The organism is Kangiella sp., assembly GCF_048265365.1.
Classification (GTDB): Bacteria; Pseudomonadota; Gammaproteobacteria; order Enterobacterales; family Kangiellaceae; genus Kangiella.
On record NZ_JBLXBT010000002.1, the window covers coordinates 11937 to 34611 of the forward strand.

General features: G+C 43.2%; 16 protein-coding genes. 6 read left to right on the forward strand and 10 right to left on the reverse strand.

Annotated features, from left to right (window positions below; translation table 11 throughout):
- Positions 1–7 precede the first annotated feature (7 nt).
- A complete protein-coding gene (locus tag ACN0VI_RS09340) occupies positions 8–1639 on the reverse strand; it encodes an NAD+ synthase (RefSeq protein WP_417446594.1) in 1632 nt (543 codons plus the stop codon).
- 125 nt (positions 1640–1764) lie between these two features.
- Between ACN0VI_RS09340 and ACN0VI_RS09345 the strand changes: the two genes are divergently transcribed.
- The 5 genes from ACN0VI_RS09345 (at position 1765) to rimO (ending at position 8423) form a co-directional block, all read left to right on the forward strand.
- Positions 1765–3426: a sensor histidine kinase gene (locus ACN0VI_RS09345; protein WP_417446595.1), complete on the forward strand. Its 1662-nt coding sequence runs from the start codon at positions 1765–1767 to the stop codon at positions 3424–3426.
- Between the two features lie 22 nt (positions 3427–3448).
- Positions 3449–4777 carry a sigma-54-dependent transcriptional regulator gene (locus ACN0VI_RS09350; protein ID WP_417446596.1) on the forward strand — a complete coding sequence of 443 codons (1329 nt, stop codon included), beginning with the start codon at positions 3449–3451 and terminating at the stop codon, positions 4775–4777.
- Between the two features lie 121 nt (positions 4778–4898).
- Entirely contained in the window at positions 4899–5435 is a 537-nt protein-coding gene (locus tag ACN0VI_RS09355) for a GspH/FimT family pseudopilin (protein WP_331891663.1), read from the forward strand.
- Positions 5436–5550: 115 nt separating this feature from the next.
- Positions 5551–6933 carry a nucleotide 5'-monophosphate nucleosidase PpnN gene (ppnN, locus tag ACN0VI_RS09360; RefSeq protein WP_417446597.1) on the forward strand — a complete coding sequence of 461 codons (1383 nt, stop codon included), beginning with the start codon at positions 5551–5553 and terminating at the stop codon, positions 6931–6933.
- 137 nt (positions 6934–7070) lie between these two features.
- Entirely contained in the window at positions 7071–8423 is a 1353-nt protein-coding gene (rimO, locus tag ACN0VI_RS09365; protein ID WP_417446598.1) for a 30S ribosomal protein S12 methylthiotransferase RimO, read from the forward strand.
- Between the two features lie 97 nt (positions 8424–8520).
- Here the strand turns inward: rimO and ACN0VI_RS09370 are convergent, their stop codons facing one another.
- The 8 genes from ACN0VI_RS09370 to ACN0VI_RS09405 all read right to left on the reverse strand — a co-directional run bounded on the left by ACN0VI_RS09370 (position 8521) and on the right by ACN0VI_RS09405 (position 19036).
- A complete protein-coding gene (locus tag ACN0VI_RS09370; RefSeq protein ID WP_417446599.1) occupies positions 8521–9060 on the reverse strand; it encodes a CAP domain-containing protein in 540 nt (179 codons plus the stop codon).
- Positions 9047–10204: a mechanosensitive ion channel family protein gene (locus ACN0VI_RS09375; RefSeq protein ID WP_417446600.1), complete on the reverse strand. Its 1158-nt coding sequence runs from the start codon at positions 10202–10204 to the stop codon at positions 9047–9049. Before ACN0VI_RS09375 ends, ACN0VI_RS09370 begins: the two co-directional genes overlap by 14 nt.
- Positions 10205–10286: 82 nt before the next feature.
- Positions 10287–11225 (reverse strand): protein translocase subunit SecF, encoded by a 939-nt coding sequence (secF, locus tag ACN0VI_RS09380; protein ID WP_331891657.1) that lies wholly within the window; start codon positions 11223–11225, stop codon positions 10287–10289.
- Between the two features lie 13 nt (positions 11226–11238).
- Positions 11239–13158: a protein translocase subunit SecD gene (gene secD, locus ACN0VI_RS09385; protein ID WP_417446601.1), complete on the reverse strand. Its 1920-nt coding sequence runs from the start codon at positions 13156–13158 to the stop codon at positions 11239–11241.
- 65 nt (positions 13159–13223) lie between these two features.
- Positions 13224–13538 (reverse strand): preprotein translocase subunit YajC, encoded by a 315-nt coding sequence (gene yajC, locus ACN0VI_RS09390; RefSeq protein WP_331891654.1) that lies wholly within the window; start codon positions 13536–13538, stop codon positions 13224–13226.
- Between the two features lie 28 nt (positions 13539–13566).
- A complete protein-coding gene (tgt, locus tag ACN0VI_RS09395) occupies positions 13567–14688 on the reverse strand; it encodes a tRNA guanosine(34) transglycosylase Tgt (RefSeq protein ID WP_331891653.1) in 1122 nt (373 codons plus the stop codon).
- Positions 14678–15775, reverse strand: a complete 1098-nt coding sequence (gene queA, locus ACN0VI_RS09400) for a tRNA preQ1(34) S-adenosylmethionine ribosyltransferase-isomerase QueA (protein WP_417446602.1) — start codon at positions 15773–15775, stop codon at positions 14678–14680. Before queA ends, tgt begins: the two co-directional genes overlap by 11 nt.
- 147 nt (positions 15776–15922) lie before the next feature.
- Entirely contained in the window at positions 15923–19036 is a 3114-nt protein-coding gene (locus ACN0VI_RS09405; RefSeq protein ID WP_417446603.1) for a hypothetical protein, read from the reverse strand.
- Between the two features lie 217 nt (positions 19037–19253).
- Between ACN0VI_RS09405 and ACN0VI_RS09410 the strand changes: the two genes are divergently transcribed.
- On the forward strand, positions 19254–20267 hold the full coding sequence (locus ACN0VI_RS09410) for a GAF domain-containing protein (protein ID WP_417446604.1): 1014 nt from the start codon (positions 19254–19256) through the stop codon (positions 20265–20267).
- 37 nt (positions 20268–20304) lie between these two features.
- Here the strand turns inward: ACN0VI_RS09410 and pbpC are convergent, their stop codons facing one another.
- Positions 20305–22668 carry a penicillin-binding protein 1C gene (pbpC, locus tag ACN0VI_RS09415; protein ID WP_417446605.1) on the reverse strand — a complete coding sequence of 788 codons (2364 nt, stop codon included), beginning with the start codon at positions 22666–22668 and terminating at the stop codon, positions 20305–20307.
- Positions 22669–22675 lie beyond the last annotated feature (7 nt).

A 22675-nucleotide genomic window follows, 5' to 3' on the forward strand; every position in this document is an offset into this window, starting at 1 on the left:
TAATCAATCAAGATTTAAATTGTCGCCCAAAACCTGAGGTTATGGGATAACGACGATCACGACCAAACGCTCTTTGGGTAATGCGAATCCCAGGAGGTGCTTGGCGGCGCTTATGTTCATTGATATCGACCAGTCGAATCACTCTACGAACAACCTCCTCATCATGACCCAACGCAATAATATCATCGATACTTTTGTCTTGTTCAACATAAGCCTCCAATATGGCATCAAGGATATCATACGGTGGTAAATTGTCTTCATCCTTTTGGTCCGGCGCCAGCTCGGCCGATGGTGGACGCGTGATAACCCGTTCAGGAATCACTTGCGAGACCGTATTTCTGTACCGGGCCAGACGATAAACCATCGTTTTGGACACGTCTTTTAGCACATCCAATCCACCGGCCATATCACCATATAAAGTACAGTAACCCACAGCCACTTCCGATTTATTACCCGTGGTCAGCACTAATCGACCAAACTTGTTGGACAGTGCCATCAGCAAAGTACCACGACAGCGCGCTTGAATATTCTGCTCAGTTAAGTCAGCGTCAGTATTTTTAAATTGATGCGACAGCTGACTCATAAATGCTTCGTACATTGGCTCAATAGAAATTACATCAAACTCAATACCTAACGCTTTAGCCTCTTCTTCAGCATCCTCAATACTCATACTGGCGGTATAGCGAAATGGCATCATCACAGCGTTAACATTCTCTTTACCTAATGCATCCACTGCAACCGCCAATGTCACAGCTGAATCAATTCCACCGGACAAACCTAACAGCGCGCCTTCGAAACCATTTTTATGAGCATAGTCTCGCACGCCCAACACCAATGCCTGCCAGATTTCTTCTTCCCCCTGAAACTGATTGAGATAGGCCTTACTTGGCTTGATAGCACCTGTATCAGGATCAAAATCGATATATGCGAAGTCTTCAGCCATTTCGGCCATTTGGAAAACACGCTGACCTTCTTCATTGTAAACAGCGGAGCAGCCATCAAAAATCAGCTCATCCTGACCACCGATTTGATTGACATACACAATTGGCAGCTCATTTTCACGAGCACGAGCCCCCATCTCAGCGCTGCGTAAGGTCCCTTTGCCATAACAGTAGGGTGATGCATTAGGACTTAATAAAATCTTAGCACCCAAATCTTTTACCCGAGCGGTCGGCTCTGGATACCACAGGTCTTCACAAACCAACAAACCTAACTTGACACCGTTAAACTCAAACACACAATCTTCAGAGCCTGATTCAAAATAGCGTTTTTCATCAAATACGGAGTAGTTCGGCAACAATTGCTTTTTGTATTGAACCAACACTTGCCCGCGATGAATCACAGTAGCGACATTAAAGAGCCCTTCGGCTTCTTTTATCGGATGCCCCACGATCATCGCTACTTCAGAGTTCAGCGCTAACAACGCCTCAATCGCTTTATCAATAATAGTATATAAATCAGGACGTAACAGCAGGTCTTCAGGGGGATAACCACAGAGCGAGAGCTCGGAAAAGACCACAATGTCAGCGTTGGCTGATTCAGCTTGCTTAAGTGAAGCTTTTATAAGCTCTAAATTTCGCTTAATGTCACCAACCGTGTAATTGTTTTGCGCAATTGCAATTCGCATCGCAGGACTCATGTAATAATTTGCTCTATATTTTCCAACAATTTCAATTTTTTTCAATGAGTTATACACACAATGCTTGAAATCAGTGCAAACTCACCCTAATCTAGATGACACGCATCAATAGCTCAGGACGCTTAGTGTTTGATAACAATAAAAAAATAGACTTTGGATGGCAATTTTTACGCTACTATTCTGTGGCGAGATTGATTATTGCATTACTACTTTTTTTGCTGCCTTTCATCGCCAAATCGCAATCCAGCTTATATGATCAAGATGTATACACTACTGCGGCCATCAGTTACGTCATTTTAGCTAGCCTATTACTTTTCTTATCCTTCGTTGAACACCAGTTTCATATTCAGGCTTATACTCAACCCTTTACCGATATAGTGCTGCTTAGTTTGCTTGCCTATGCGGGACAAACCGACAGTGCAGGCTACATTGTGCTAATGGCTTTGGTAGCCATTTTTGCTCTGCTTCTTGTTCGAAACCGGCTCGGAATGCTTTACGGCATCTTTGTCAGCATTAGTTTAGTTCTTATCTACCGTTTTCGCGAAGGATCGTTTGACCAAACCTTCTACTCTGAAGTCAGCCTGCAAATAGCCGGGATTCTGGTCGTGACCTTGCTAGGGAATATTCTCGCAAGGCGCCTCACCTATTATGAAGAAGAAACCGCGGAACAACAGCGCTCCATTGCCCATATGCACCGGCTTAACAGCCAAATCATCGAGAAAATGAATCGAGGCATCATCGTCGTTGATGAACAGCACCGAATTCGACACATCAATCAAACGGCCTGGTATGGATTAGGTTTGCCGGATACTCCAATTGGCAAACCACTGGCAGCTATTACCGATGATCTGGATTATCAGTTAAAACGGGCTTACCGCGCATCACATGAAGGGCTACCTTTTAGAGCGACTAATACAGGACCACAACTCCTACCCCGCTTTGTTTCGTTGAATGCTAACAACATGACACTGATTTTGCTGGACAATTACTCTGATGTCATAAAAAAAGCACAGCAGTTAAAGCTCGCTTCACTCGGCCAATTAACAGCCAGTATTGCACACGAAATACGAAACCCGCTCAGTGCCATTAATCAATCGATTCAATTACTTTTAGAGAGCGTAAGCGAGAACGAACAAGAGCAGCAGCTCATGGAGATTATTGAGCGTCAATCAAAGCGCATTAATGAAATCATTGACAACATCCAGAAAGTTTCCAAGCGCAAACCTCCTGAACGTCAGGTGTTGCTATTGGATCGCTTCCTGCCAAGCTTTATTAATGAATATCAGCAAGGACTACAAGAAAAAGCAACAATTACAACCGAAGGTGTTGAACCTGGTTTAAAAGTGGCATTTGACCAGTCGCAATTAAAACAGGTTCTATCCAACCTGTTTGATAATGCTCTAAAATATAGCTATCTCAACACCAATCAATATCAGCTACATCTTACTGCCGGTCGCGATCCCTTAAGCGGAGACTTATTCCTCGATGTGATCGATGAAGGTTCTGGTGTATCGCTTGAAGAAAAAGATAAAATTTTTGAACCTTTCTACACTACTAACCATAACGGCACAGGTTTGGGCTTATATATTTCGAAAGAACTTTGCGAAGCTAATCAGGCCAGACTGGATTGTATCCCAGTAGCTTTTGGCGGCGCCTGTTTCAGGATTAGCTTTGATACCACAAGTTTTTCGATAGACTCCGAACTCGCTGAGCAATTATCTGAGATTGAAGATGAAGAGTCTTCACGTGCGGCGGACTCTCAGCCAAACGAAGATCGTAGACGATAGTACAAGGAATACAAAAAGTATTATGAGTGACAATAAACCCAGAATCCTTGTTATTGATGATGAAGCGGATATCAGGCACCTGCTCACCATGACTTTAATTCAAATGGGCCTGGATGTATCAAGTAGCAAAGATCTGACCAATGCCAAGCAACAGCTCTCAGAAGAAAAGTTCCACTTCTGCTTAACTGACTTAAAGCTACCTGATGGGAATGGCCTCGACTTTGTAAAGTATGTTCGCCAACAATACCCTCTCATGCCAATTGCCGTTATTACAGCATTCGGTAGTACAGACAATGCAATCGAAGCGATGAAATTGGGTGCCTTTGATTTTCTGGCCAAACCAATTGATCTTGCCCACTTGCGACAGCTTCTAAAGCATGCCTTTAAATACGTAGGTGGCAAACAAGTGGAGCCACAAGCACCTTTCACTTTCTTAGCGGGTAGTAGTGAGGTTATCAACAAGCTACGGGAGAAGATGGTCAAGATACGCGGCTCTCAGGCGCCAATTGTGATTGAAGGTGAAAGAGGCACGGAGAAGGAACGACTAGCACAAATTTTGCATGAGCAAAGTTCGCGCTCCGATCATGCTGAAGTATTTCTAGATTGCTCCAGTCAAAGTCCCGAAGAACTTGAGCATCTGCTTTTCAGTAAAGATGATGATAACGAATGCTTACTGTATCAAGCCAACAGCAGTACTTTAATTCTTAGCAATATTCATAGTCTATCAATCATCACTCAAAAGAAATTACTGCATGCCATTGAACAAAAGAAATATCCTGTTGAGTCTGAACAAAGCGACGAACCATTGGATCTTCGTATAATGGTCTGCACTGAGAAACCGCTTATCGACTATGTACACTCTCATCAATTACGGGATGACCTATACTTCAGACTGAACGTTATTCAGCTTAAAGTTCCATCGATTACTCAGCGCTTATCGGATTTGGATACGCTTATCGATAGTTACCTGGAAGAGTTAGCTGAGAACAAGGAGCTTAGCTCTAAAGCAAGACAAACGCTACATAACTACGAATTTCCTTTTAATTATCGTGAGCTTGAAAATATTCTCGAAAAAGCCTGTGCCTTAGCTGAAAGCGACACCATTGAAGAGCCTGATTTATTGCTTGCGCAAAGCGAGGATCTGGATGCAAAAAAGCTGCAATCGCAATCTTCCGATAAAGGGTTTACCCGCGGCAACTTGCCTCTTGATCAATTTATTGAAAAAGTTGAAAAAGCCGAAATCGAGAAAGCACTGAATGAAACACGATGGAATCGTACTGAAGCAGCAAAACTATTAGGTATTAGCTTTAGAACAATCCGTTATAAGATGAAAAAGTTAGGCATTGAGTGACAATGTAGGACAATCACTTGAGAAAATTCGCACAACCTTCAAAGCCATACAGTCTAGTCACACTATTGGCATGAAATTAGTATAGGCATCCTTTGTTGATAATTGGACAGGAACCTACACAATGCCAACCAAAGTTAAAGGACTAACTTTAATAGAACTTATCGTCACTCTTTCAATCGCTACCCTCCTCAGCTTCATGGCAGCTCCTTCAATGCTCATGTTTATAGAAAAACAGAAAGTAAGTTCTGATTTATTTAAAGTAAGAAGTATTATAGAAACTGCCCGTAACCATGCCATTTCAAATAATAGGACCATCCGAATTTGTGGTCTAGAAGACTTAGAACTTGAGCAAAGTGATATTGATTGCCAAAGAGACTGGACTAAACTCAGTGTTTTTGCGCCTGGAAAATCTAAAAAACTAGAGCTTATCCATGTGCATCACTTAGACGGAAACTATGAGCAGATTCAATGGTCCTCTTTTCAAAGAAAACCGTATTTGCAACTCAAGCCTAATGGTTTTACCGACCACCAAAATGGAACTCTGTATCTTTGTCATAACCGCCACAGGTCACTCCATAGAGCAATTTCCATCAGTAAAAGCGGGCGAGTAACAATACATGAAGATTCAAAATCAATAAACGACAACTGCAACAATTAAATCACTATTCATAATTTGTTATTTCTATCTCGCAACGACTTATTGTATGCTGAAGTCTATTCAAATGTTTTTTTCTTTAGCCTAACCACCAGCCACTCAGGTCACTATCAAGCTTATGAATCAAATCGCACAATCACAATACATAGATACCGAGATTACAGCAGAGTCAGGACTGGAATTATTAACCAATGACGAAATCCAAAGACTCAGCGAACACACATCAGGTAACGATTACGAACTCTTTAAGAAGTGTACACTAGCAGTACTTAATAGCACCAATATCACTGACGATATTAGCGTTATTCAGGATCAGCTTGACCATTTCAATATTGAAGTCATGCAATTAAATAAAGGCGTTAAGTTAAAAATTAAAAATGCTCCATCGGGAGCTTTTGTTGATGGAGTCATGATTCAAGGCTTAAAGGAACACGTTTTTAGTGTCCTTAGAGATATTGTCTTTTTAAAGCAGGAGCTGGAGAATAATTCACGCATCGACTTTAATTCAAGCTCAGGCTGCACCAATGCAATCTTCCACATTTTACGAAACGCCAAAGCATTAAAACCAGGCATTGATCCGAATATGGTCGTATGCTGGGGAGGACACGCTATTCCCCACCATGAATATGAATACACCAAAGAGGTCGGTTATCGGCTTGGCCTGCGAGGGCAAAACATTATTACTGGTTGTGGTATTGGCGCCATGAAAGGCCCAATGAAGGGTGCTCTGGTGGGACATTCAAAACAGCGCATTACACGAGGTCGATACATCGGCATTACTGAGCCTGGTATCATAGCCGCCGAATCTCCTAACCCTATTGTTAACGAACTGATCATTATGCCTGATATTGAAAAGCGGCTTGAGACATTCGTTCGAATGGGGCATAGCTTTGTGGTGTTCCCTGGGGGCGTTGGTACAGCTGAGGAAATTTTGTATATCTTAGGAATTTTGCTCCACCCCGAAAACCAACATATCCCCTTCCCATTAATTTTCACTGGCCCAGCCGAATCGGCAGACTATTTTACCCAAATTGACCGTTTTATCGGCAACACGCTTGGCCCAGAAGCTCAGGCTAGATATCAAATCATCATCGATGATCCGGTCAAAGTAGCACGCAGGGTGCAAGCTGGCGTTACTGAAGTAAGAGAATACCGTAAGCAAGTTCAAGATGCCTATCACTTCAATTGGCAACTTCACATCGACTGGGACTTCCAGGAAAGCTTCGATCCAACCCATCATAACATGGCAAGCCTAAACCTCCATCCCGAACAGCCTTTACACTTATTAGCGGCTAACCTGCGTAAAGCTTTTTCCGGAATAGTGTCGGGTAACGTTAAGGAAAAAGGAATTGCTGAAGTCAAAAAGCACGGTCCTTATCAGTTGGATGGTAATAAGGACATCATGCTAGAGCTGGATGAATTATTGAAAGCTTTTGTCGCACAAAAACGCATGAAGCTGGATTACGAGCGTTATACTCCTTGTTATGAATTGAAAAAGTAAATCAGAGAGCTCGAGGCTTTTGACCATAACAAGGTTGTTTTTTATGCAAAATAATTCTTTGATAACTTGTATCAATTTCAGGGGCTGCGCTAGAATACAGCCCCTTTTTGAGTATTCATTCGAGCACCATGTCAGATATGCCTACAAATACCACAGTAACCACTAAAATTCCCGCTAAAAAGGTCGGCTTTATCAGCCTAGGCTGCCCTAAGGCATTGGTTGACTCAGAGCGAATCCTAACCCAGCTAAGAACCGAGGGTTATGACATAGTTCCAACCTATGAGGATGCGGATATTGTTGTGGTCAATACCTGTGGTTTTATCGACGCCGCCAAACAAGAGTCGTTGGAAGCCATCGGCGAAGCCTTGAATGAAAACGGCAAGGTGATTGTTACTGGTTGTCTTGGGGCTCAAGAAAATGACATTCGAGAAATTCATCCTGGCGTATTGAGTGTCAGCGGGCCGGCCCAGTATGAGCAGGTGTTAACGGCTGTGCATAAGCATTTGCCACCGAAGACTGAGCATGATCCTTTTATCGATCTAGTACCGCCACAAGGCATTAAATTGACACCTCGCCACTATGCCTATTTAAAGATTTCCGAAGGCTGTAATCACAAATGCAGCTTCTGCATCATTCCATCAATGCGTGGCAAGCTAGACAGCCGCCCGGTAGGTCAGGTGCTTGATGAAGCGGAGCGACTAGTCAAAGCTGGTGTCAAAGAAATATTGGTGGTTTCGCAAGATACCAGTGCATACGGTGTCGACAAAAAATATGCCATGGACTTTTGGCAAGGTCAGCCCGTCAAGACCCGCATGAAAGATATGTGCGAAGCTCTGGGACAGTTTGATAATGTTTGGGTACGCCTACACTATGTTTATCCCTACCCGCACGTAGACGACATCATTCCTTTGATGGCTGAAGGCAAAATCCTGCCTTATCTGGATATCCCTTTCCAGCATGCCAGCCCGCGAATCTTAAAATTAATGAAGCGTCCTGGCGATATTAATAATGTGCTTGAGCGTGTCCAAAAATGGCGTGATATCTGCCCTGATATTACTATTCGTAGCACCTTCATTGTCGGCTTCCCGGGGGAAACCGAGGAAGAGTTCCAGGAATTATTGGAGTTTCTGGAAGTGGCTCAACTTGACCGGGTTGGTTGCTTTAAATACTCTCCTGTTGAAGGCGCCAGCGCCAATGAGCTCCCAGATCCAGTGCCGGAAGAAGTGAAAGAAGAGCGTCTTGCTCGGTTTATGGCTGTTCAAGAAGCCATAAGCGCAAAAAAGCTACAGCAAAAAATTGGGAAAGTCATGACAGTGTTAGTTGATGAGCTTTACGAAGATTGTGCTTTAGCTCGCTCCAGCGCAGATGCTCCGGAGATCGATGGTAAGGTTATCATTGACAAGGGTTTTGAAAATCTAACAGAAGGTCAGTTCGTTGAAGTGACTATCGAAGCCGCCGATCAGCACGACCTATTTGCTTCGGTAAACTAAAAACCATCTATTTACTTTCAAGTAAAAGGGAGGCTCTTGCCTCCTTTTTCAGCTCCAATCAGATCTTACTTTTTATAAACTCCAAGATACTTTAACTCTACTTTAGGATCTTTTTACCATACTCGATCGTAGGCCGGTTGGGCTTGGCAATATACACTACCCAATAATTAACGTGAGGGCTAAACCACTCTTCGGCATAACCAACACCAATTTCGTATTGTTCTAAATAAAAGGGATGCTCTCCAAACAAATGAATTCTGTGAGCATATGAATTTCTAAAGTAGTCCAGAGCTTCTTCCGCACTAGCTGCCCCACCCATGATTGACTCTACATGATTAGTACCAACAACCAAGTTTGGTAAGGATAGAGGGTAACCAGCTTTCATCAGTCGCAAGTCAGGAGTCCCTCCTGGACCATCGTGGTTAACTTTGCCTTCTTTAGCCATCTCTCTGGCTTTATCAGCTGCTATTTCTGACAACATAGCATTACATTCCAGACTAGGTCGCTTCTGATCTTTATCTGTGATGATCATGCGAGCAAGCTCTTGTGCTTTGCTATTCTCTCCACATGATAGGTATTCGTTTCCGCTAGCTTGAGCATAAGAAAATACAAGCAGCAGCAGACTAATCCTTAGCAAAAGGCATCTCCTTAAGATACAAGTCGTGTTTAGAATATGGGATCTCAATGCCTTTCACTCTGAAGGTTTTGTGGATATCCATAATCAGTTTGTGTGTAATCATCCCTTTCTGCTCAGGGTAATTAATCCAAGCCATCAATTGTAGATCAATACTTGAAGCGCCGAAGGCACGGTAACGGACTCTGGGGGCTGGGTTATTGGCAATATCATCTCGATCTTCAACTAGCTCCATTAAGACATCGTGCACAAATTCAAGATCAGAGTCATAAGAAACTCCTACATCAACTCGAATACGTGTTTTTTCCCAAGGACCACCACTTTCGTTAACAATTTTGGCATTACCAATCACTGAGTTTGGAATAGTGATCTCAACGTCATCACGCGTCAGCAATCGTGTACTACGGATACCAACATGGGTAACTCTACCGCGTTCAGCTGCGTCGAGAATAATGTAGTCGCCTAATTTATAGGGTGAATCTGCAACGATAAAAAAACCAGAAAATAGATTAGCCAGAGTATCTTTAGCTGCAAAACCGACGGCAATACCGATGATACCCGCTGAGGCTAACCAAGCTGTTGGGTCGATTCCCCAGGAAAGAATCAAGAAATATAGCGCAGCACCGACAATCAGAATCTTTGACGATATATCAAGGATAGGGATAGTTCTTTCTTCAACGAACTTAAACCTGTTTTTGCTATTAGCTAGAGCATTAAGTACCAATTTTGTTGCTTTGAGCAATTTAGACATCAAAGATAAGATCAAAATAGAAACAACAAAGCGTTTGAGGAAAGTATCAATCGACTCAGACAAATCCAAGGCTTCTATAGCAATAATCAGGGTTAGAAAAAAGATAAAGGTAAAGACTGTCTTGCTAAGAAGCGGAGCCAGCTTATCATCAAAATCACCGGGCGTCTTTTCAGCAATTTTCATTATTAGCGATCGAATGAACCACTGTGCACTCTTGGCAACTATATAGCCAAGGACGAATACAATAATCGATAAAATCCAGGGGTTCGTCTGTAACTTATCCCATAATGGAACAATAAAATCTGGCAGGTAAGCTTCAATGTTGCCAAGAGTTTCATCGGCAAGTGTACTGGTGTTCTCTGTTTCTTCAGATTTGTTCGACTGTTCAGCGATCACAATGCATTATCCTTATATAAAAAAACGGCTTAGTTTTCATACTAAGCCGTTTTAATATAAAAGAAAGTGTTACTAATAACAATTAGGGAGCGTCAAACTCTTCACCTTCTTTCTCAATTTCTGGAGGCATAAGGTCTTCTTTAGTAATACCCAAGGCAAGTGTGGTTGGACTTGCTATGAATACCGAAGAATAAGTACCCACCAAAACACCAACGATTAGAGCCTCTGCGAACGAGTGGATAGTTTGGCCACCGAAGAAAAATAAGGCTAATAATACCAACATTGTCGTTAAGGAGGTCATTACTGTACGCGACAAAGTTAAGTTGATTGAGTTATTGATCACTTCTTTCGGGGTTGCCTTACGCATCAAAAGAAAGTTTTCTCGAATACGGTCAAACACAACAATGGTATCATTTAATGAGTAACCAATAACCGCCAGCAAAGCCGCCAATACTGTCAGGTCAAACTCCACCGAAGTGATTGAGAAAAAGCCAACAACAATAATGACATCATGCGCCAATGCAGCTACGGAGCCAACAGAGAACTTCCACTCGAAGCGTAACGCAACATAAATCATGATGCAGATTAGAGCTACAATCATAGCTAATCCGCCTTGCTCTTTTAACTCTTCACCAACAACAGGACCAACAAATGACTGGTCACGCTTTGTTACCTCAGAACCATCGCTAGCAAGTTTGGCAAGAACCACGTCACTAACTTCAGCGTTTGCAATGTGATCCTGTTGCGGCATTCTTATTTGTACAACTTTAGCTGAACCAAAGTTCTGAACTACCGCACCGTTGATATCAATCTCAGCTAACTGTTGGCGTATCTTTTGTAAATCTGCATCTTGCTCATAGCTGACTTCAACCAAAGTACCACCAGTAAAATCTAAGCCGTAGTTCAACCCTTTGGTAAAAAAGGACACTATCGAAGCAATAATTAAGATTGCAGATAACGTAAACGCGAACTTGCGGACTTTGAGGAAATCATAATTAGTATCTTCATTTAAAAAACTCATTCTAATACTCCCTTTATATCCACAGTTTGCTTGGTTTTTTGCCACGACCATAAATCAGATTTATGATACCTCGACTAACCAGGATTGCGGTGAACATTGATGTCAAGATACCGATAAACAAGGTAATTGCGAACCCTTTGATAGGACCAGTACCAACCGCATAAAGAATAATGGCTGCAATTGCAGTAGTAATGTTGGCATCAGCAATAGTTGATAAGGCTTGCGAATAACCTTTATCAATAGCCTGAGCGACACCTGTACCATGACGGAGCTCTTCACGAATACGCTCAAAGATAATGACGTTAGCATCGACCGCCATACCGACTGTCAACACGATACCAGCGATACCAGGTAGCGTTAAGGTTGCCCCCATAATCGACATTACAGCAACAATGGTAACAACATTGAATATCAGCGCAATATTGGCAACCACACCAAATGCTTTGTAGTACAACAGCATGAATAACACTACTAGTGAGAAGCCGATAATAACCGAGTTAATACCTTTCTCAATATTTTCCGCACCAAGCGATGCACCAATGGTACGCTCTTCAACAATAAAGGTAGGAGCTATTAAAGCGCCTGAACGAAGTTGAGTCGCTAAATCTTTTGTATTTGCCGGAGTAAAGTCAGGTCCTTCAATAAAGAAATCTGTGCCAAAAGCACCGTTAATACGAGGCGCACTAACTAGAGTTTCTACTACACTGGATTTTACTAACTCACGCTTACCGTCTTTAATCTCAAAAACGGGCACTGACTCTTTTAAAATCATTGCCAATGAGTTGCCTCGATTAGCGGTAGTGGTGCGAAGCATACGTGCACCACCCTCACCATCAAGACGTACTGAAACAATGGGCTGATTAGTTTGTGGGTGGAAACTTGAAAATGCATCAGTTAAGTGATCACCTGAGACTTGAACTTCATCGTAAACCACAGTCGGGCCACGGTCTGATTCGAAAAGCTTGCTACCAGGTGGAACACGGCCTTGTTGTGCAGCCACGATATCTGCTTCATGATTAACCAAACGGAATTCCAGTGTTGCGGTTGCGCCGAGAATTCGTTTTGCTAAGGCCGAATCTTGAACACCAGGTAACTGAACCACGATTCGGTCACTACCCTGGCGTTGAATTAATGGCTCAGCAACGCCTAGAGAGTTAACACGATTACTTAAAATCAAACGGTTTTGATCAATCGCGTTATCTTGTATGGCTTGCAGTTTAGTTTGATTAAAAGTAGCACGAACAACCGGACGATTATTTTGCTCGGCTAAATTAATATCGATACGATCGATGTAGCTTTGATATAACACTGAATAAGCACGCTCCGCATCTTCTTGACTACGGAAACTGATCAACAAGCCATTATCAATTGTTTCAACGCGGCCGCGAATCGAAGGCTTCTCTGCAGTTAATGACTCAATAAAGTCACGGCGTAACTGCTCTTGCTGACGAGCCATAGCCTGCTCCATATCCACCTGCATCAGGAAGTGGATACCGCCACGCAAGTCAAGACCAAGCTTCATTGGCTTACCGCCAAGCGACGCTAACCAGTCTGGAGTCGCAGGAGCTAAATTAAGCGCCACAACATAGTTCTGGTTTTCAAGCGATGGATTCAGAATCTTATTAGCGATTTCCTGAGCTTGTAGCTGCTCTTCGTTGGATTGGAATCGAGCAATTGCCAGCTTTTCACCATCGCGCTCGATAGCTTTTGGTGTCAAGCCCTCTTCCTGCCAAGCTGCTTCAATTTGCTCAATCTGTTGCTCAGAGATAGTAGCGTCACGAAGAGCTGATAATTGAACCGCTGGATCCTCACCATAAATATTAGGTGCTGCGTAAAGAAGAGAGATTGCGACAACGAAAAGTATCAGTACATACTTCCACTTGGGGTAGGTATTGATAGGTAGCAATCTTTGATTGGATTGATCAGTAAACATAATTTATGTCCGGATTAAAAACGAAACCGCCCGAGCATGTTAATCACATGTCGGGCGATCAAATATTATTCGTCGATTGACTTAATGGTGCCTTTTGGCAAAGTTTGCGCAATGGCCGCTTTCTGGAATTTAATTTCAATGCCATCAGCGATTGATACAACGATAAAGTCATCTTTGATTTTATTAATACGACCTAATATACCACCCGTGGTCATGACTTCATCACCTTTTTCCAAGCTAGAAACCATTTCTTTATGTTGCTTCATTTTCTTCTGTTGAGGGCGAATCATCATAAAGTACATGATAAGAATCAAAGGAACGAACATCACAAGGAAGCTCATCAAACCACCACCTTGTGGTGCAGCAGCTGCTAGAAACATCTGGAATTACCTCTATAGTTTAATATTATCAATTAGTTAGTGACGGAACAGGTTTTCCCTGCTTCGTATAAAAATCTTTAACAAAGTCGCACAATGTACCTGTTTCAATCGCCTTTCGCAATCCACTCATCAGATTTTGATAGAAGCGTAAATTGTGGATGGTATTGAGCTTAGCACCTAAAATCTCATTGCACTTATCCAGGTGATGTAAATAGGCGCGACTATAGTTTTTACAGGTATAGCAATCACAGGCCTCATCCAACGGGCCGGTATCGGTTTTATTGTGGCTGTTGCGCAATTTTACAACCCCTGTGCTGGTGAAAAGGTGGCCATTGCGAGCATTACGAGTCGGCATCACACAATCAAACATATCGACACCGCGGCGGACCGCCTCAACAATATCTTCAGGTTTACCGACGCCCATAAGGTAGCGCGGTTTATCCTGAGGCATGTCGCCCGTGAGGTTATCCAACACTTTCAGCATTTCGTCTTTCGGCTCACCTACCGACAAGCCACCAATGGCATAACCATCAAAACCAATCTCAGTAAGACCTGCCAAAGATTCTTTACGCAGATGGGGATACATACCACCCTGCACGATACCAAACAGCGCTGCTTTATTGCTGGTTTCATGAGCAACTTTACTGCGCTTGGCCCAGCGTAGCGAAAGCTCCATTGAGTCACGAGCTTCCGACTCAGTGGCGGGATACGGCGTACACTCATCGAAAATCATTACAATATCCGAACCCAGTTTACGCTGAACTTCCATAGCCTCTTCGGGGCCTAGAAACACTTTTGAGCCATTGACCGGCGAGCGGAACTCAACGCCCTGCTCAGTAATTTTGCGCAAATTACCCAGACTGAACACCTGAAAACCACCTGAATCAGTCAAAATAGGCTTATCCCAATGCATAAAGTCGTGCAAGTCTCCATGCATCTCAATAATGTCGGTACCAGGACGAAGCATTAGATGGAAAGTATTACCTAAAATAATCTCCGCTCCAATTTCTTTTATCTCTTCAGGCGTCATTGACTTAACGGTACCGTAGGTTCCCACCGGCATAAAGGCAGGAGTCTGAATGGTGCCACGCTCAAAGGTGATTTCACCGCGGCGTGCCATACCGTCCGTTGTGTTTAATTTAAATTGCATTGTGAGTCTCTCTTAAGCTGTCTTCACTGGCAGACCTGCTTGTTTGGATTAGTCTAGATTCAGTTTTGATCTGGTGAATAAACATAGAGTCGCCATAGCTGAAAAAGCGGTAATGCTCTCTAACTGCCTCAGCATAGGCATTCATAATGTGATCTTTGCCAGCAAAGGCGCTGACTAACATCATCAGGGTGGATTCAGGCAAATGGAAATTGGTAATCAACGCATCGACCGAGCGAAATTGATAGCCAGGATAGATAAAAATATCGGTTTCGCCCATATGAGGCTTGATAGAGCCGTCGATTGAAGCTGATTCTAAGCAGCGCACCGAGGTTGTTCCCACCGCGATCACTCGTCCGCCCTTTGCACGAGTCGCATTAACCTTGTCGCACACCTCTTGCGAAACCTCGAACCATTCTGAATGCATCTTATGTTCAGTGATATTCTCAACCCGAACCGGGCTGAAGGTCCCAGCGCCAACATGCAAAGTGACAAAGGCCGAATCGACTCCCTTGCTACGAATTTTCTCAAGCAGCTCATCATCGAAGTGCAAACCGGCGGTCGGCGCGGCTACCGCACCGTCAACCTTGCTATACACCGTCTGATAGCGCTCTTTATCCGATAGTTCGTCCGCACGGTCTATATAAGGGGGTAATGGCATATGCCCTACAGCGATCATAGCTGTCTGCCAATCACCTTCCTGCAACTGCAAAGAAAAGAGAGCCTCTTTTCGTCCAGTAATCAACACCTTAAAACCATTTTCCAGTACAAAATGCGAACCAGGCTTAGGGGTCCGGTTTGAGCGAATATGAGCAATGGCTTCAACATCCGAATCCAGGCGCTCAATCAAAATCTCAAGCTTACCGCCAGTAACCTTCTGGCCAAATAAACGGGCCGGTATTACTCGTGTATTATTGAACACCAATAAATCATCAGGGTGAAGCAGATCAACCAGATCATAAAAGTGTTTATGGTCGACGGCACCACTTTGACCATCAAGGCACAATAAACGACTGGCAGAGCGTTGTTCGGTGGGATAACGAGCAATCAGCTCATCAGGTAAATCGAAATGAAAATCTTCTAAACGCATAAAAACTCTGACCTTACGGGGTCACAAGTAAAAGTGCGCATAGTTTAACCACTGATAGAGAAAAGACAAGCTTAACAAGCAAAAATCAGAAAGGTAAATAACGGGCAAAAAAGAAGGGGCCGAAGCCCCATTCTCCTCAGGAAGAACTCAGTTTCTTCCAAAAAGCTTAGAACCAAACAACCTGACTCCGAGAAGAAGCAACAATAGCAATCCTGCGCTACCACCGCCCGAGCCACCACTTGATGGTGGAGTTGGATTAGGCGTATCACCACCCTGGTCGTCATCACCACCCTGGTCGTCATCACCACCCTGGTCGTCATCACCACCCTGGTCGTCATCACCACCCTGCTCGTCAGCAACATGCAGGACATTGATATTCAAAGTTTGCTTAGTAACATCCAGATCATCATCGACAACTTCGATTTCAAAGCTGATTAATATATCTTCATCCACCTCAGGCGCGGTAAAGCTAAACACACCTGATTCAGGTTGTGACAAGGACACTGCTGGGCCAGATAATTGCACCAATGAAATATCAGTAATAATGCCGTCGCTGTCTGTTGATCCACTCGCATCAATCACCACCTCAAGGGTTTCATCAACCTCATCAGGTGCTGTGACACTGATCACTGGCAGCTCATTAAACACCACCTTAAAAAACTCGCAGCCAACATCATTGTTACAACCACGCGTTATCAAGTACTTACCATAAGTCATGGCGTTAAAAGAAGACATCCTCAAGTAATCCATACCGGGCATTGAAACCTTGTTCCATTCATCTTCTGCTTCACCACTCAACAGATAAATACCGTCAGTACCCGAACTGCTAGCAGAAAATCCCAATAGATGTCCATTTGATACGGCCAACGAACTAAGAATGGAACCTTCTCCTGGTGTAAAATCTTGTACTAGCACAAAGTTGTCATTCTGCATTTCCCACAGTTCAGTACCGTAAGCCTGATTAGTAGCCAGTGCGTAGAGGTTTTCACCAGTCGAGGCAATAGTTCCAAAACTTAAGTCTGCTTCTGAAGCTACTTCAGTTACGGTATCGCCAGTTGCACGCCATACCTTACGTCCAGTATCAGAGCTTGCAGTGAAATAGAGGCTGCCTTGATGAGAAATAGGCGCACCCGGACTTGAGCTGTTTGCACCAGGATAAATATCTAACAATGGTTCGATATAATTATCCATATCAGTAGACCACTTTTCTCTTCCAAGCTGAGGAGTGCTGGCGGAAAAGTACAGGGTACTTCCGACTTTTATCAATTGGCTTGGATTACTGGATGAAGCTCCAGGATTAATATCTGAAACGATTTGATATTGGCCAGGTTCAATATACACCCAAAGCTCGCGTCCATGAGTACCATCATTAGCAGCAAAAACTAACATATCGTTAAAGAGAGTTAAGCCTGCAGGATCCGATGAGCCTGCTCCTGGATTAAGATCCAAGGCAACTTCAATATCATCACCATTGGTAGCGATTAACTCTCCACCAAGGCCATCAATGGTCGCAACAAAGAATAGATAGCCATAGAATGGAATCAGCTCAGTGGGGTAGCTACTTTCTGGGCCTTCTTCAAGGTCAGCAAACAGTTCGGTGATTTCACCATTGGTGCGCCACAATTCCCTACCTTCGTTAAGAGTCGTCGCTGCAAAGTAAAGCCAATTATCATATTCCATAAAGTTAGCAGGTTTAGAGCCAGCTTTACCTGAGTTAATATCATGCACCAACTCTGCATCATGACCGTCAGTACGCCACAACTCTACACCAAACTCTTCTGTGTATGCAGTGAAATATAGTTCGCCTTGAAACTCTACCTCAGCTTTAGTCCAGTTATTGACGTTACCACTATCAACACCACTGGCTTGAGCAACATTGAAATCATTGGTTTCCGAGTTGTTCGAATCAAACAATCGGACTTTTCGATTTAGACCTTCATAAAAAACAGGCCCGTTAGGTAATACCCCTAACACTCCTAAAGTGTCGCTGGGTTGTCCCTCAAGAGTTTCATAAGCAAGTTCTATATCAAAAGAGCCCAGCGTTAACTTTAGAAGCTCTTCTCCTCTATCGGTAGCCACAGCTTTAAAGTACATAACATTGTCATACACTACGCAACTATTGGGGTTAGAGCTTTCAGCTCCCGAATTTATATCAGCAATCTCACCTTCTAATCCAAAGAAAAGATCAACTTGACCACTTTTAACTCTATACAATTCGACGCCATTACCCTCGAGCACATTAGATGACAACATTAGAGCACCATCAAAATCACACAAGAAATCAATCGTATCCTGTTCAGCTTCTTTTTCGGGAATGTTAACTCCATTGTATGACCATAGCTCTTCATGGACTCCAATTTGAGGCGTGAAGTAGAGCAAACCATCTGGTGCAATGTGCATCTCTTCGATTGCAGTTATTGAATCTGCCCCCACCACAGCATCAAACAATAGTGGCACAGTCTGATGGTCATCTGCGACAAAATGTAACTCATAACCCACCACATTGGTGTAAGCATGCACCAATAACTTGTCACCATAAACTATCATCGGAGACTCGTGCTTCACACCATGGGAATTACCGGCTCTAAATTCTTTAAACAACTCGGTAGTTTCACCATTCGTGCGGTATAACTCATGACCTTGAACCACATTATTGGCGGTAAAGTACATCCAGTCGCCGAAAGGGGTAAGGTTAGCAATAGCGCTATCACCTTCATTGTTAATGTCAGACAGTCGCTCTGTTTGCGAGCCGTCTGTACGCCAAAGCTCTCGCCCGTGAACACCGTCGTCAGCAACAAAATATAAATACCCTTGATACTCAGTCAACTGCTCAGGCTCACTTGAGCCGTCGGGGTTGATATCCATTACTAGCTCTACTGTAGAGCCATCATAGATATAAAGCTCTCGACCATCCGGGCCTTCAGCACTGAAAAAGACCTGGCCACTGTACGAAGTGAACAGTTTGGGATGAGAATCTTTCATCCCTGGGTAAATGTCAGCCACCATTTCAACTGACATATCCTCTTTTGCTGCCCATAGCTCGACGCCCTCCTCTGGACTTCGTCCCATGAACAATAATGCAGACGAATCACCATCTGAAAATGGGAAAGCTTGCCCATAGCTACTGTAAGAATACACGCTAGACTTATTCGTGTTGATATCAGATAGGTTTTGAACTTTGATTGATGTCTCAGCTACCGTTAGCTGTGTGACCGCGGCTATCACAGTGGCAGCCACTCCTTTAATTACGCTTGAATACATAGTTTCCTCCTGAAGTTTTCCTGTATTGCGTAGCGCAATCTTATGAGGCTTTGCATAATCGTTTTTTCTCAAATTTACTCAGGTTTTTATCATTTTTTTATCACTAGACATGAGCAAAGCCACGCATACCAATAAAATCAATAAGTTATCTGATTTATTTGCATTGAAAAAAGCGCTATACTAGTCCATGGAACGTTAAATAAAGATAAGAATGGTTATGGAAACGTCGGATATATATAGCGTACTAAAGGATTTTTCTTCAGGACTTCAATCTGCTCCAAGCCCCAGCCAAGTGATGTGGTTGATTTGTAATACAGTGGAAAAAACAGGCCTTAACGACTGTGTTGTGTATAACGCGGACATTGAATCAGAAGAGCTGACTCAGGTTGCAGCAATTGGAGCCAAGGTCAATGAATTACAGCAAATAATCGATCCTATAGTTTTAAAGTTTGGTCAAAGCATTGTTGGTAATGCAGCCCTGCTAAAAAGAGAAATCATCGTCGATAACACTGCTTTAACCCCAAACTATGTTGTCGATGGCGATATTTGCGCTTCAGAATTATCGGTCCCCATCATTTACGACAATACCATATTAGGCGTTATCGACTCTGAACATAAAGAACCGAACTTCTACAAACAACACCACTTGCTACTGTTTAAAACACTAGCTGCACTCGCGGCTCCATGGATTGGCAATCCCAAAATACCAGATCTATATTTAACCAGAAGAAAAACTGATAGGCAGCAGGCTAGCATCAAGTATGGACTTCACTTTGATAATAGTCAGCTTAAGCAAGTAACAATAGATTATATGCAAGAATCATTTAGGCTTTTTGCTTCATTGAGTCATGATGAGTTTGAAGAAATTATGAAGGTATTTCTAAAGCATTACTCCAAACCTTACCCCTTTAAGCATATTTCAGTGTTGGACAAAATGCTTGCTAAACACAATGAAGACTTTAAACGCTTCCTTTGTGATCGAGTCAAAGATCTGGTTAAGCTTTCAATGGATGATATTTTCTTGCCTAGCCCTAAAACTCAGCGATATCACTTTATCATTGAGCACACCTACATCAATCCTCTCAACGATCATCAAGCTGTTGCAGACGAACTTGGAATGTCCTACAGCACTTTTGCGCGGCATCTAGCAAAAGCCAGAGCCGAGCTGATTGATTTTTTATGGGCTAAGCTACATAAGGATATGAAGACCGTCGCGCCAATTATTGAGTAAGTATCTAAAACGGTAAGTAGTGGGTGGGGTGGATTACTTATTGTTCAACACGGAAATGTAATTCAGAGAAAGCCCCGGTTTCATCCACCACTATCACTTCATAATCGCCGCGCGATAAATCATTCAATGCAATACGATGTTCTGACTCTAGCTGAGACTCCAATAGGCGACCATTTAAAAACCAATAAGGTTGACCAGTAACTCCCTCTGCCCTTAACTGCACTTCAGGTAGCTTTTTCTTTTGGGGTTCTGCGTAAATAACCGCTTCAGGATCAAGCCCAACAATTCTAAGCTTGTTTGAGCTGACATTGACTTGACAGTTTTCTGCATACTCCGGCAACAAACTATCACTACGAAATGGTTTGGCAATCCACGGTTCAAGACTTTTCGGCCATAGAGCAATCCCCTTGATAACTACAGAGCCTTGGAAACACTGATTATTGACACGTTTGCCTGTTTCAGCATCAAGTTGCACCTTCATCACACCATTATGCCAATTACTACTCAAGGGATCGGCAAAAGTCGCAGGAGCAGTATCATCGATCAGATAGGCCGATCGTTTTTTATGGCAGTTTTCGTCAGACTGTAATGAAGCCAACGTTCCGAGTGGCCAGCAAATATCAGCCATGGTTACACTAGCCGGGCGCTCAATGGGTTGTAGCCAATCGCTAGGCATTATCCTTATAATTCTCTCCAACAAAGGTACTGCGGTTGTGCGCCCACTATTATTAACACTAAATGAGCCATCAGGCATTCCTACCCAGACTCCAATAGTAACCTTTCCATTTGAGGCCAACACCCAGGCATCACGAGAACCATAACTGGTACCCGTTTTATAGGCGATTTGTTTGGTGGGTTGCAGATATTGATCCCTCAGATGATTGTTAAGCGGGATTTGTCTTAAAATACTCTGCACCACCCAGCTAGCTTCCTGACTCAACAAGGGCAACTTTTTCTGTGTCTGATCGGGAGCTAATCTCAACTCAGTTGCTACACCCTTATTCCCCAAAGCTGAAAAAGCACCAACCAACTGCTGCAAAGTAGCGCTGCCTCCTCCTAAAGCCAAACTTAAGTTAGGAGATGCTGCTTCGGGTAATGATAATTTCAGCCCGGCATTGGTAAGCTGTGTATAAAAATACTCAGGTGATAACTCATTCAATACTTGCACCGCCGGCATATTAAGTGAACGTCCAAGCGATTGAGAAACACTGACTGCACCATTAAAATTTTCGTTGAAGTTTTTGGGTTTATAACCTTGAAATGACTGTGGAACGTCAAACAATAAAGACTCAGAATGAATTAATCCCTTATCTAAAGCCAAGCCGTAAATAAAGGGTTTAAGAGTTGAGCCTGGTGAGCGAGTCGCTTTGGTCATATCGACATAACCAGCACGCTCAGGATTTGCAAAATCGGCACTGCCAATATAGGCCAGAGGCATTGAGGTAGCGTTATCCATTACAATCACTGCCGCTGACAAACCTTTTTCTTTACCTCGAATATAGTCGGAAACACTTAACTCTAGTTCTGTTTGCAAGTTGCGATTGATCGCTGTTTTAATCAATCGGTGTTGTGGATAATGACTCATCAATTCACGACTTAATAAGGGAGCTAACACAGGTTGCGTGTTATATTCCGCCCAGACTTCTTCTTGTTTAATTTCATCAACCAAATCGGCAGACCAAACATCAAACTCAGCTAAACGATCAAGCAGTTTGTTGCGTTGCGCTTTGGCTCGCCCAGGGTACAAATCAGGACGGTTCCATGAAGGCGCCTGTGGTAATACTGCCAACATGGCGGCTTCAGAAGCGGTTAAACCTTTGGACGACTTACCCAGATAAGTAAAGCTGGCTGCTTCAACGCCTTCGATAGTACCACCAAAGGGTGCATAGTTAAGGTAGTAAGTTAGAATCTCATCTTTGGAATAATGCCATTCCAATTGCAATGCCCGGAACATCTGCTGCAACTTTCCAGCAACACTTTTATCATGTGGTTCCAGTATTCTTGCCACCTGCATGGTCAAAGTAGAGCCGCCCGAAACGATTTCGCCATGATAAATCGCCTGAGCCAGGGCCCTCATCAAAGCAAAAGGATTAACTCCAGGGTGCTGATAAAAATGGCGGTCTTCATAATTAATCAAGGCCTCGAGGTATAATGGAGAGACTTCATCCAGAGTTACTGGATAGCGCCAGACACCTTGCGAATCCGGAAAAGCTCGCAAAGGTCTACCTTCCGCATCAACCACAAGCTGAGCAAAACTTCGTTGCTCAAAATCTTCGATTGGTAAAGGAAGGAGTTTGTCTAAAACCCAAAAGGAAACAAAACAAAGCAGTGCAACAATCAATAAACGCTTCAGACTTTTCAGCCAGAAGCGTTTACTGAATACACTTTTAGATTGAGCCATCAAACAA